This is a genomic window from Streptomyces sp. NPDC048441, from assembly GCF_043200235.1.
Lineage (GTDB): Bacteria > Actinomycetota > Actinomycetes > Streptomycetales > Streptomycetaceae > Streptomyces.
Window position 1 is genome coordinate 1 of sequence record NZ_JBICXM010000006.1, and the last position, 11,620, is coordinate 11,620.

11 protein-coding genes are annotated in these 11,620 nt (G+C 69.7%); 4 read left to right on the forward strand and 7 right to left on the reverse strand.

Features of this window, described 5'->3' with window-relative positions:
• Nucleotides 1-158: 158 nt before the first annotated feature.
• Together ACGFSB_RS16155 and ACGFSB_RS16160 are read right to left on the reverse strand one after the other, a co-directional pair.
• The gene (locus ACGFSB_RS16155; RefSeq protein ID WP_393399074.1) at nt 159-1,415 is read right to left on the reverse strand and encodes an Ig-like domain-containing protein; all 1,257 of its coding nucleotides are present in this window, start codon (nt 1,413-1,415) and stop codon (nt 159-161) included.
• A 246-nt stretch (nt 1,416-1,661) separates the two neighbouring features.
• Nucleotides 1,662-2,015 carry a hypothetical protein gene (locus ACGFSB_RS16160; RefSeq protein ID WP_393399076.1) on the reverse strand — a complete coding sequence of 118 codons (354 nt, stop codon included), beginning with the start codon at nt 2,013-2,015 and terminating at the stop codon, nt 1,662-1,664.
• Between the two features lie 110 nt (nt 2,016-2,125).
• Between ACGFSB_RS16160 and ACGFSB_RS16165 the strand changes: the two genes are divergently transcribed.
• Both ACGFSB_RS16165 and ACGFSB_RS16170 read left to right on the forward strand, forming a co-directional pair.
• Nucleotides 2,126-2,473 carry a hypothetical protein gene (locus ACGFSB_RS16165; RefSeq protein ID WP_393399078.1) on the forward strand — a complete coding sequence of 116 codons (348 nt, stop codon included), beginning with the start codon at nt 2,126-2,128 and terminating at the stop codon, nt 2,471-2,473.
• A gap of 171 nt (nt 2,474-2,644) precedes the next feature.
• Entirely contained in the window at nt 2,645-3,388 is a 744-nt protein-coding gene (locus ACGFSB_RS16170; RefSeq protein ID WP_393399080.1) for a PepSY domain-containing protein, read from the forward strand.
• Nucleotides 3,389-3,462: 74 nt separating this feature from the next.
• Here the strand turns inward: ACGFSB_RS16170 and hutH are convergent, their stop codons facing one another.
• The 5 genes from hutH to ACGFSB_RS16195 all read right to left on the reverse strand — a co-directional run bounded on the left by hutH (nt 3,463) and on the right by ACGFSB_RS16195 (nt 9,517).
• The gene (hutH, locus tag ACGFSB_RS16175) at nt 3,463-5,001 is read right to left on the reverse strand and encodes a histidine ammonia-lyase (RefSeq protein WP_393400129.1); all 1,539 of its coding nucleotides are present in this window, start codon (nt 4,999-5,001) and stop codon (nt 3,463-3,465) included.
• 135 nt (nt 5,002-5,136) lie between these two features.
• Entirely contained in the window at nt 5,137-6,291 is a 1,155-nt protein-coding gene (locus ACGFSB_RS16180) for a diguanylate cyclase domain-containing protein (RefSeq protein WP_393399082.1), read from the reverse strand.
• Between the two features lie 97 nt (nt 6,292-6,388).
• On the reverse strand, nt 6,389-7,186 hold the full coding sequence (locus tag ACGFSB_RS16185; protein ID WP_393399085.1) for an enoyl-CoA hydratase/isomerase family protein: 798 nt from the start codon (nt 7,184-7,186) through the stop codon (nt 6,389-6,391).
• An 89-nt stretch (nt 7,187-7,275) separates the two neighbouring features.
• Complete coding sequence (locus ACGFSB_RS16190) at nt 7,276-8,433, reverse strand: adenylate/guanylate cyclase domain-containing protein (RefSeq protein WP_393399088.1); 1,158 nt, start codon at nt 8,431-8,433, stop codon at nt 7,276-7,278.
• Nucleotides 8,434-8,587: 154 nt separating this feature from the next.
• Entirely contained in the window at nt 8,588-9,517 is a 930-nt protein-coding gene (locus ACGFSB_RS16195) for a biotin--[acetyl-CoA-carboxylase] ligase (RefSeq protein ID WP_393399090.1), read from the reverse strand.
• Nucleotides 9,518-9,678: 161 nt separating this feature from the next.
• Between ACGFSB_RS16195 and ACGFSB_RS16200 the strand changes: the two genes are divergently transcribed.
• Both ACGFSB_RS16200 and ACGFSB_RS16205 read left to right on the forward strand, forming a co-directional pair.
• Entirely contained in the window at nt 9,679-11,328 is a 1,650-nt protein-coding gene (locus ACGFSB_RS16200; RefSeq protein ID WP_393399093.1) for an acyl-CoA carboxylase subunit beta, read from the forward strand.
• Between the two features lie 26 nt (nt 11,329-11,354).
• Entirely contained in the window at nt 11,355-11,561 is a 207-nt protein-coding gene (locus ACGFSB_RS16205) for an acyl-CoA carboxylase subunit epsilon (protein WP_393399096.1), read from the forward strand.
• Nucleotides 11,562-11,620 lie beyond the last annotated feature (59 nt).

The window sequence follows — 11,620 nt, forward strand, 5'->3', positions numbered from 1 at the left end:
CCCCAGCGTCTCACTTGGGCCCCCCTTGTTATGGTTGGGCGGCCCCCCCCCGGGGCCCCCCCCGCGGGGGGGGCCCCCCCCCCGCGGGGGGGGCCCCCCCCCCCGGGGGGGGGGGGCCGCCCCCCCGCCGTTGGTTCAGGCAGGTCTTCCGGGTCGGCTCAGACCGCCGAACCGGCCTTCCACTGCGCCCAGTCCATGACCCAGCCATTGAAGCCGTTGTCGGGCTGGACCGTCTTGTCGCCGGTGTTCCGGATGTCGACGACGTCACCGACCATCGAGTTGTCGTAGAACCAGGCACCCGGGGTGCTCTTGTCGCCCGCGCCCTTGGCGTCTTCGAGGCCGACACAGCCGTGGCTGGTGTTGGCGCCGCCGAAGATGGACTTGGCGCCCCAGTAGTTGCCGTGGATGAACGTGCCCGACTGGGACAGGCGCATGGCGTGCGGCACGTCCTTGATGTCGTACTCGCCCTTGCCGTCGCCGTCCGTGAAGCCGACCGTCGCGCCGTCCATACGGGTCTCCTTGAACTTCTCGGAGATCACCATCTGGCCTTGGTACGTCTTGTTCTCCGGGGAGCCCGCGGAGATCGGGATGGTCTTGACGACCTTGCCGTCCCGCGTGATCTTCATCTGCTTCGTCTTGGCGTCGACGACGGAGACCTGGTTACGCCCGATCTTGAACTGGACCGTCTTCTCCTGGACGCCGGTGACGCCGTCCGCGCCCTCGACGCCGTCGAGGTCCAGCTTCAGGGTGACGGTGGAGTTGCCGTCCCAGTACTTCTCGGGGCGGAAGTCCACGCGGTTGTTGCCGAACCAGTGGCCGACGACTTCCTGGCCGCTGCTCGACGACACCTTGATGTGGGACTGAACGTCCTTCTTGTTCGTGATCGCCTTGTCGAAGTTGATCGACACCGGCATACCCACGCCGACCGTGGAGCCGTCCTCGGGCGTGAAGTTCCCGATGAAGCTGTTGGTCGGCGAGACCGTCGTGAACTTGGAGTTCTCGTGGGCCTTGCGGCCGCCGGAGTCCTTGGCGGTGGCGGTGATCTTGTACGTCGTGGCGCGCTCGAGCTGACCGCTGGGCTTCCAGCTCTTCTTGTCGGCCGCTATCTGCCCCTCGACCGCGGTGCCCGCCTCGGTCGTCATCGTGACGTCCGTCAGCGAACCCTTGCTCACCTTGACCTTGGCCGCGTTGTTGATGCCCGCGTTGTCGGAGCCGTCCTTCGGCGCGATCTTGATATCGGCCTCGGACGTCTTCTTGGCGGCGGCCTCGTCGACCTGGTTCTGCGACTCCTTGCCGCCGGCACTCTTGTCGCCGTCGTCGCTGCTACAGGCCGAGAGCACAAGGACGCCGCCGACCAGAGCGGACACGGCCGCGAGCCCCTTGCGCCGCACGGGCCGACGCCTACTGTCCGTCATCACACGCTTCTCCATCGTTGCTGAAATCCCCAACACGCCAAGAACGCCGAGAGTCCCCGTAATCCCGCATAACGTCCTGCCCGGTACGTCCCGTTCCACTACCGCCGAAGATGTGGGGAACACCACGTCGCGCGATGCGCCGGTGACAGCCGTGCACCCCTGAGACGACAGAACCCCGGGTGGCGGTTGCCACCCGGGGCCACGGATTCCCCATGGGTTCCGGATCAATCCGGATGATGTGTCCGTCTAGAGCCCCCGGCCGCCTTCGCCGTCCTCTTCCTCGCCGTCGACATCATCCTCGTCCGCCTCCCAATCCGGCGAATCGGGGTCGTACTCGATCTGCTCGCTGCTCCAGGAAGCTTGCGAGAGTTCCACCCCGGGCAGCTTGCTGACCAGGTCGAACGGATCCACCAGATAGGCGAGTGCCTCAGCGTCGTCTTCCTTGACGGCCGTCTCGGCGTGCAGACGCTCCTCGGCGGGCATGTGCTCGTCCTCCGCGATGCGGCGCAGGGCGGAGGCCGCGAGATCTCCGGAGTCGTCGACCTCGACGACCAATTCTACGTGGAGCCGTACAAAACGTGATGTCTCAGGTGTGCTCATGAGTCGGAGCGTACGACCCACACCCCCCGCGGCTTTCCCACGACCCGCACCTTTCATTACCATCGCCCCACACGGCCAATTCGCCAGCGCCACAAGGGGGATCCGATTCCGTGTCCGCACGCCGATCGCTGCTGACCGCCACTGCCGCAGGGGCCCTCCTCGGCGCCCTGTGGTTCGTTCCCTCCGCCAACGCGACGGCGACGTTCAGATCCACGGACAGCCCGGAAAACCCGGGAACCGAGCAGGTCGTCCACACCGAACAGCACCGGGCCACGCCGTCCTCCGCGGACGGCGAGGCGACCCACACCGCCCCGACCGCCATGAAGGGCCCCCTCGCGGACACGGGCGCCGGGGTCGACACGACTCCGTACCTGATCGGCGGGACGGCGTTCCTGGGCCTCGGGGCGGGGTTCGTGGCGTATTCGGTACGACGGGAACGGCAGGGTCCGGCTTACTGAGGGGCGCTCTCCACGGGAACGCCGCCCCGGACGTCGCCCCCGCCGAATCCCCTGACGCCCTCTTCGAGTTCGCGGTGGACGTCCTGGTGGAGGGGCTCGCCCACCGGGCACTCGGGTGACCCTGGCCGCCTCTCCACATGGCCGGACGGGCGGACGGCTAGTCATGCGGATATGAGATTCGAGCCCCGGCACAAGAAGACCGGAACCCCGCGCGCCCGCCACCTCCGTCTCGTCGGCGCCGTGTGCGCCGTCATGGCATCGGCGGCCCTGGTGACAGGCTGCGGCGATGACAGCGGCAAGACGTCCGCCGCTGCGACCTCGGAAGCGGCGAAGACCGTTCCGAAGCAGGCGGCCACCCCGTCGAAGAGCGCGTCCCAGGACCAGACCGAACGCAAGGCGCTGCTCAGCGCCACCAAGGTCACTTACGACAAGGCCGCCGCCACAGCGGTGGACAAGGTCCCGGGCAGCAAGCTGACCGACCTCGACCTGAAGGGCGCGGACGACGACAGCGACAGCGACGACAAGGCCGACGCGAGCGGGAGCCCGAGTCCGAGCGCCAGCTCCTCGGGACCGCGGTGGGTCGCGGAGGTCGCCGAGAAGGACGGGACCTCGCACACCGTCCGCATCGACGCGGTCTCCGGCAAGGTGATCGGCTCCCCCGAGCGCGACCGGGACGCCGACGACAAGAAGCAGACGGCCGACTGGCTCACCCGCGTCAAGCAGTCGCCGGAGCAGGCGGCCAAGGTCGCCACGGACAAGAAGGAGGGCACGGTCACCTCCATCGGCCTGGACGACAACGACAGCGGCGCCCTCGTCTGGTCCGTGGACGTCGTCACCAAGGACTGGAACAAGACCGACTTCGAGATCGACGCGGTCAAGGGCACCATCACCCACGAGCACGTCGACCGCGACTGACGCACCGCCGTCACCGCCGATGGGGGCGCCGTCATTTACTGACGGCGCCCCCATCGACGTACGAAACAGCGCGGCTAGGCCAGCGGACCCGTCACCGGCTCCACGGCCTCTAGCAGCGCACCGGACCGCACGAACGCGTCCGCCGCCGCCAGGTCGGGGGCGAGGAAGCGGTCAGGACCCGGACCCTGGACGCCCGCCTTGCGCACCGCCTCGATGACCGCGCGGGTCGCCGGGGCCGGGGTGAGGCCCTCGCGGAGTTCGACCGCGCGCGTGGCCGCGTAGAGCTCGATCGCGACGATGCGGGTGAGGTTGTCGACCGCCGTACGGAGCTTGCGGGCCGCCGACCAGCCCATCGACACGTGGTCCTCCTGCATCGCGGAGGACGGGATGGAGTCGGCGGACGACGGCACCGCGAGCCGCTTCATCTCGCTCACGAGCGCCGCCTGCGTGTACTGGGCGATCATCAGGCCCGAGTCCACGCCCGCGTCGTCCGCGAGGAAGGGGGGCAAGCCGTGCGAGCGGTTCTTGTCCAGGAGCCGGTCCGTGCGGCGTTCCGCGATCGAGCCGAGGTCCGCCGCCGCGATGGCGAGGAAGTCCAGGACGTACGCGACCGGGGCGCCGTGGAAGTTTCCGTTCGACTCCACCCGGCCGTCGGGCAGGACCACCGGATTGTCGACGGCGGCGGCCAGCTCGTTCTCGGCGACCGTGCGCGCGTGGGCGATGGTGTCGCGTCCCGCGCCCGCCACCTGCGGAGCACACCGCACCGAGTACGCGTCCTGCACGCGCGGCGCGTCGTCCTGGTGGTGCCCGGTGAGCTCCGAACCGGCGAGGACCGCGAGCATGTTGGCGGCGGACGCGGCCTGGCCCGGGTGCGGGCGGATGGCGTGCAGCTCGGGGGCGAGGACCTTGGCGGTGCCGAGGAGCGCTTCGAGGGTGAGGGCCGCGGTGATGTCGGCGGACTTGTAGAGGGCGTCGAGATCGGCGAGGGCCATGAGCAACATGCCGAGCATTCCGTCAGTGCCGTTCAGGAGGGCGAGGCCCTCCTTCTCGCGCAGCTCGACCGGGGCGATGCCGTGCGCGGCGAGCAGCTCGCCCGCGGGCTTCAGCTCACCGTCCGGGCCTTCCGCGTCACCCTCGCCCATGAGCGTCAGGGCGCAGTGGCTGAGCGGCGCTAGGTCGCCGGAGCAGCCGAGCGAGCCGTACTCGTGGACGACGGGGGTGATCCCCGCGTTGAGTACGTCGGCCATGGTCTGCGCGACCTGGGGGCGTACGCCGGTACGGCCGGAGCAGACGGTCTTCAGCCGCAGGAACATCAGCGCGCGCACCACCTCGCGCTCCACGCGCGGGCCCATGCCTGCCGCGTGCGAGCGGACGATGTTGCGTTGCAGCTGGGCGCGGAGGTCCGGGCCGATGTGCCGGGTGGCGAGGGCGCCGAAGCCGGTCGAAACGCCGTAGACGGGTTCGGGCTTGGCCGCGAGGGCGTCGACGATCTCGCGCGATGCGGCGAGGGCGGCCACGGCTTCGGCCGAAAGCTCGATGCGGGCGTTGCCGCGCGCGACGGCGATGACGTCCACTGCGGTCGTCCCGGACGTCCCCAGGACCACGGTATGCATATCCATATTCAGCAGCGTACGGACTGAATCGCCAAGTGTCACGGGCGGATGCAGTCTGAGCCTCTTACTCAGGGGTAGCCCAGTAGGGGCGCGAGGAACTGCGCGCCCAGCCCCCGCCGACCCGCGGCAGGCCCATCACCGAGCCCCCCGCCCCCTGAACCGCCGCCGCTCCCCCACAGGGCGCCGCGCCCCCTCGGAGTCGGCGAGCCGCACCACCGGGTCATCCACGCCCTCGCGCCCCGCGACGACAGGCTTCGCCGCCCGCGCCGCCTTCGCGCGGTACTGCGCAGCGTCCGCCAGGCGGAACAGCCTGCGCGCCGAGCGCACCTCACCGATCGGATCCTCGGTGGACGCGACCCCGCACGCGACCCCGTCCCCCAGCTCCAACTCAGCCGCCCGTACGCACAATTCATCGGCGACCCGCACCACCTCGTCCGCCGTCGGCCCCACGGAAAGCAGACAGAACTCATCCCCTCCGAGCCGCGCGGAGAGGGTCCCCGGCAGCATCGCCCCGCACAGCGAGAGCACCGAGCCGAAGCGTTCGAGGAGGCGGTCGCCGACCGCGTGGCCCTGGGTGTCGTTGACCCACTTGAGGCCGTTCACGTCGCACACGACCAGGCTCACCACCGTGCCGTCCGCGACGTGCCGCTCGACCGCCTCCTCAAGGCGCAGATCGACGGCACGCCGGTTGGCGAGGCCCGTCAGCGCGTCGGTGAAGGCAAGACGGCGGGCCTCCTCCAGCCTTTCGGTCTGCGCGATGCCCGCCGCGACCACCGAGGCGAGCACGGTCGCGAAGTCCGCGTCCCCGCGGTCGAAGACCGGCGCCCCCACCGGCCGCGCCACATACAGCTCGCCCCAGGCACGCCCGTGCAGCACGATCGGCGCGACGACGCAGCAGCCGCGGCCTCGCCTGCGCAGGGCGGCGACGCGCTGATGGCAGTAGCCGGGGACGCCGGCGTCCGCAGGCCCCTGTGCCGTCTCCACCCAGGCGTGCGGCGCACCGCCGCCCGCCCACCGCTCATGCAGGAACTCGGTGATCTCCGGGAACTCGTTCACCGGATACGCCTCGCGCTCCGGGAACTCCTCCTCCCCCTCGGCCCGTTCGCCCACATTCACGAGCACCCTCAGCCGCCCGAGGTCGCGCTCCCAGACGGACAGTGCCGCGAAACTGCCGGACAGCGCATGGCAGGCACCGAGGGCGGCAGCCCGCCAGGACTCACGCGGACTGTGCGCGGCAGCCATCCCCTGCGCCAGCACGACCACGGCCCGTAGCCGGACGTCCTCTCCCATCCCCCTAGGCTAGGAGATTTCCGGCATTTAGGGCGATCGAAACATCACACAGAGTGCGAATCCCACTCCCACCCACCGCCCGCACCACCCACTCCGGCTACTCGCCGGGCCACTCCGGCTTCCGCTTCTCGTTGAACGCGGCGACACCCTCGGCCCGGTCACCGGAGAAGGCCACCGAGCGCCAGGCGGCGTCCTCGACCTCAAGACCGGCACGCAGGTCGAGCCCGTGCCCCAGCCGAAGCGCGCGCTTGGCGGCACGCAACCCTACGGGCGAGTTACCGGCGATCCGCTCGGCGAGCGCAAGGGCTTCCGTACGGTCCTCCCCTTCGCCCACGAGCTGGTCGACGAGCCCCAACTCCCGCGCCTCGCCCGCCTCCACACGCCGCGCGGTGAAGATCAGCTCGGCGGCCCTCGCGGCACCCACACGGCGCGGCAGCAACTGCGTACCGCCGCCGCCGGGGATCACGCCGACCGACACCTCGGGGAGTCCGACCACGGCGGTCGGGTCGGCGACGATGAGATCGCAGGCGAGAGCCAGCTCGAAACCACCGCCGAGCGCGAACCCGTGCACGGCCGCGACGGTCGGCACGGGCAGTTCGAGTACGCCGGTGTAGGCGGCCCGAGCGGTGGGCCGCTGCCGCACCAGTTCGGCATCGGAAAAGGAGTTCCGCTCCTTCAGGTCGGCACCGACACAGAAGGCACGCTCATGGGTGGACGTCACGACCACGACGCGTGTGTCGCGGTCCTCCCCGAGGGCGGCGCAGGCGGCACCGATGGAACGGGCCATCTCCGTGGACACGGCGTTCATGGCCTTGGGCCGGTCAAGGACAAGCTCGGCGACGTAGGCGTGCCGCCTGACGCTGACAAAATCCCCGAACCGCTGCTCGCCACCCATGGCTTCCTCCACGTCTGGTTAACGCCCGTTACCGGACCACCCTGCGGATCATGCCACTGCTACGGAGCGCCGGGTAGGCGTCAGAGAACTCAGTTCCGCCGAGCGAGCAGCCACGGCTCGACGACGCCAAGCCCTCGCACGGGCCGCTGCCACATGGGCTGCAAGGCAAACCGATAGGAGGGCGGCTCAGCCCCCTCCTTCTCGGCTGTCTCGGCAGCCTCCGCCGCCTCGGTCTCCGAGGCAGGCGCATCCCCGGTCCGCGTCAGCTCCTCCGCGAGAGCGCTGTCCACCAGGACCGCGTCCCGAGGCGCTATCGACGTAAGACGGCTCGCGAGGTTCACCGTCGTACCGAAGACGTCACCCATGCGCGTGGTGACCGTGCCGAAGGCGATGCCGACGCGCAGTTCGGGCATCGTCTCGTCATTGGCCATGGTCTCGATCAGACGCAGAGCGATCTCCGCGGCCACGCCCGCGTCATCGGCGGCGTACAGAACCTCGTCGCCCAGCGTCTTGATGAGCCGCCCACCATGCGCGGCGACAAGATCCGCGGCAGTGGTCTCGAAGGCCTCGACCAGCTCACCCAGCTCTTCTTCCTCCATGCGCCGGGTGAGCCGAGTGAAGCCGACGAGGTCGGCGAACCCGACGCAGAGCCGCCGGTCGACCATCTCCTCGTCATCAGCGGCCTGCACAACCCGCCCGGTGGCAGCGGCCAACTGCCTGCGCCACACATAGACCAGAAACTCCTCAAGCTCGGGCAGGAGCAGCTCTATCAACGGATACGTCACTTCGGTCCGCGTCATGCCCGGCTCGGGCGGCTCCGTCAGCCCTTCCAAGAAGGAGTCGATCTGCCATTCGGCGAGCCGCGCGGTGGTCTGCCCGGTGGACCGCGCCACCTGTACCGCCATCGCCTCACTGAGCAGCCCCGCCTCGACGAGACCGGCGAGGCGCCGCAGCGCGAGCACGTCGGCCTCGGTCAGGGCCTTGGCCTGGCCGATGTCAGGAAAGCCCATGGCCCGCCAGAAACGAGACGCGAGCTCCATGGAGACACCAGCGCTGCGGGCGGCCTGGAACGGTGTGTAACGGCGATCCGCCCCGAGAATGAGCCCCTCAAGACGCAGGGCGAGGGGATCCTTCTCCAGATCCCCCGGCTTCTCGTCCCCGGAGTCCATGGAATCGAACGCAGCGCTGACAGACCCGTCGGGAGCGGGGGATGCGCCCGTGCCGGAGCCCGTGTCGTCGACGCTCACGCCTGCTGCCCTTCCGATCTGCCGCGGTCAGGTATCGACCGGCGCCAACTTTACGGCAGGTGTGCCCCAGCTCACGTCAGACTCCGCTGGCGAAGTGCCCAGTCGGCGTACGCGAGGGGACGTGCCGGTATGCCACCCCACCCGCCACAGGCGCCTAGACGCCCCGCAAATGCACGACATCCCCAGCCCCCACAGGCTCCTGCACCCCGTCCCCCGTAGCCAGCACGAGCCGCCCGTCACCGTCCACAGCCACAGCTTCCCCCGTGATCGACCGGTCCCCCGGCAGCTCGGCCCGGACCATGCGTCCGAGCGTCGCGCACCCGGCCGCGTACGTCTCCTGAAGCCGGGAAGCCGCCGGATCTCCCCCCACGGCGCGCCAGTCGACGTACGACTGCTCCAGAGACCGAAGAACGGCCCGAAAGAGCGGATCACGATCAACCGTGGACGCCCCGGCCAACGCGAGTGACCCCGCACCAGGCACAGGCAGCTCAGCAGCCCGCAGACTCACATTGACCCCGATACCGATCACCACACCCGCACCACCCCCGGCAGCACCCCCCGCCCGCTCGGCAAGAATCCCCCCGGCCTTCCGCTCCTCTCCCCCCACAGTCACCAGCAGATCGTTCGGCCACTTGAGCGCCGTATCCACTTCGGCCACCCGGGAAAGCCCCGTGGCGACAGCGACCCCGGCGAGGAGAGGCAGCCACCCCCACCGCTCGACCGGCACGTCAGGCCCCGGCTTCAGGAGTACGGAGAAGAAGAGCCCGGAGCGCGCGGGCGCCGACCAGCGCCGGTCGAGGCGACCACGCCCCGCGCTCTGCTCCTCAGCGACGAGGACCGCGCCCTCGGGGAGCTCGTCGGCCCGCCCCGCCAGATCCGTGTTGGTCGACCCCGTCGCGGGCACGACCTCCAAGGAGGTCCACAACCCACCGTCCCGCACCAGCGCACGCCGCAGCGACGCGGCGTTCAGGGGCGGCCTTTCGAGATCGGACCACCGACTCGCGTCAGGAGAGCCCGAAGAGGAGCTCGAAGGGGAGCCCGAAGGCGTGTCCGAAGGTTCGTCTGCTGCATCTCGCGGCGTCATGCAAGCAACCTTAGGTGTGGTAAACGCCGCACTGCCGATCCGTAGGCACGCCGATACCCTACGAGTCAGTAGCAAGCGAGTCACAGCAGCCACAAGCCCAACAGCAAGCCCAGCCGCAAGCCGCCAGTAGCCCCTTTGAGCAGGCAGGGAGCCGCATCCCTATGTCCGAGCCGGAAGAGCCCAACGTGCCCGTGCCAAGCGCCGCAAGCGACACCTCCGCCCCCACCGAGGCAGGTATCGACATCCACACGACTGCGGGAAAACTCGCTGATCTACAGCGCCGCATCGAGGAGGCCAAGCACGCCGGTTCGGCTCGCGCGGTCGAAAAGCAGCACGCCAAGGGCAAGTTGACGGCACGCGAACGCATCGATCTGCTCCTTGACGAGCACTCCTTCGTCGAGTTCGACGAGTTCGCCCAGCACCGCTCGACCGACTTCGGCCTGGAGGCCAACCGCCCTTACGGCGACGGTGTGGTGACCGGTTACGGCACGGTCGACAGCCGCCCGGTGGCCGTCTTCTCCCAGGATTTCACCGTCTTCGGCGGTGCACTCGGCGAGGTCTACGGCCAGAAGATCGTCAAGGTCATGGACTTCGCACTGAAGACCGGCTGCCCGGTCATCGGGATCAACGACTCCGGCGGCGCCCGCATCCAGGAGGGCGTCATGGCCCTGGGGATGTACGGGGAGATCTTCCGCAGGAACACCCACGCGTCCGGCGTGATCCCGCAGATCAGCCTCGTCGTCGGCCCCTGCGCGGGCGGCGCCGTCTACTCCCCCGCCATCACCGACTTCACGGTCATGGTCGACCAGACGTCGCACATGTTCATCACAGGACCCGACGTCATCAAGACGGTCACGGGCGAGGACGTCGGCTTCGAGGAGCTCGGCGGCGCCCGCACCCACAACTCCACGTCGGGCGTTGCCCACCACATGGCGGGCGACGAGAAGGACGCGATCGAGTACGTCAAGTCCCTTCTCTCCTACCTGCCTTCGAACAACCTCAGCGAGCCGCCCGCCTTCCCGGAGGACGCGGACCTGGAGCTGACGGACGAGGACCGCGAGCTCGACACCCTCATCCCGGACAGCGCGAACCAGCCGTACGACATGCACACGGTGATCGAACACGTCCTGGACGACGCCGAGTTCTTCGAGACGCAGCCGCTGTTCGCGCCGAACATCCTCACCGGCTTCGGCCGGATCGAGGGCCGCCCGGTGGGCATCGTCGCCAACCAGCCGACGCAGTTCGCCGGCTGTCTGAACATCGACGCGTCCGAGAAGGGCGCCCGCTTCGTCCGCACCTGCGACGCCTTCAACGTCCCTGTCATCACCTTCGTCGACGTGCCGGGCTTCCTGCCGGGCGTCGAGCAGGAGCACACGGGCATCATCCGCCGCGGCGCGAAGCTGATCTACGCGTACGCGGAGGCGACGGTCCCGCTGATCACGGTCATCACGCGCAAGGCGTTCGGCGGCGCGTACGACGTCATGGGCTCCAAGCACCTGGGCGCCGACCTCAACCTGGCCTGGCCGACCGCGCAGATCGCCGTGATGGGCGCGCAGGGCGCGGTGAACATCCTGCACCGCAAGACGATCGCGGCGGCCGAGGCCACCGGCGACGTCGAGGCGACCCGGGCCCGTCTCATCCAGGAGTACGAGGACCGCCTCCTCAACCCGTACACGGCCGCCGAGCGCGGCTACATCGACGCCGTGGTCATGCCGTCGGAGACCCGGGCCCATCTGGTGCGGGGCCTGCGTCAGCTACGTACGAAGCGGGAATCCCTTCCCCCGAAGAAGCACGGCAACATCCCCCTCTAGACCGTGCCCCAGTGAGGAGACCGTTCATGATCAAGGTCGTACGGGGCAATCCCACCCCGGAGGAGCTGGCCGCCGCACTCGCGGTGGTCCAGGCGCGCGCCGCGGCGGTCGCGGACCAGCCGTCCGGCGCGCCCGCCGTCCTCGACGCCTGGTCGGACCCCGCGCGCGTGGCCCGCGACCGGATGCCCGCGCCGGGGCCGACGTCGTGGGGCCGCACGTACTGGCCCGTGTAGAGCCCACGGAAATGAGCTGTACGGGCCGGGGCGCCTGAGTACGCGTACTCAGGCGCCCC

Coding starts and splice junctions, on each gene's coding strand:
- ACGFSB_RS16195 (WP_393399090.1), bottom strand. CDS start 9,517: ATGACGCCGCGAGATGCAGCAGACGAACCTTCGGACACGCCTTCGGGC.
- ACGFSB_RS16160 (WP_393399076.1), bottom strand. CDS start 2,015: ATGAGCACACCTGAGACATCACGTTTTGTACGGCTCCACGTAGAATTG.
- ACGFSB_RS16155 (WP_393399074.1), bottom strand. CDS start 1,415: ATGACGGACAGTAGGCGTCGGCCCGTGCGGCGCAAGGGGCTCGCGGCC.
- ACGFSB_RS16180 (WP_393399082.1), bottom strand. CDS start 6,291: ATGGGAGAGGACGTCCGGCTACGGGCCGTGGTCGTGCTGGCGCAGGGG.
- ACGFSB_RS16185 (WP_393399085.1), bottom strand. CDS start 7,186: ATGGGTGGCGAGCAGCGGTTCGGGGATTTTGTCAGCGTCAGGCGGCAC.
- hutH (WP_393400129.1), bottom strand. CDS start 5,001: ATGCATACCGTGGTCCTGGGGACGTCCGGGACGACCGCAGTGGACGTC.
- ACGFSB_RS16200 (WP_393399093.1), top strand. CDS start 9,679: ATGTCCGAGCCGGAAGAGCCCAACGTGCCCGTGCCAAGCGCCGCAAGC.
- ACGFSB_RS16205 (WP_393399096.1), top strand. CDS start 11,355: ATGATCAAGGTCGTACGGGGCAATCCCACCCCGGAGGAGCTGGCCGCC.
- ACGFSB_RS16170 (WP_393399080.1), top strand. CDS start 2,645: ATGAGATTCGAGCCCCGGCACAAGAAGACCGGAACCCCGCGCGCCCGC.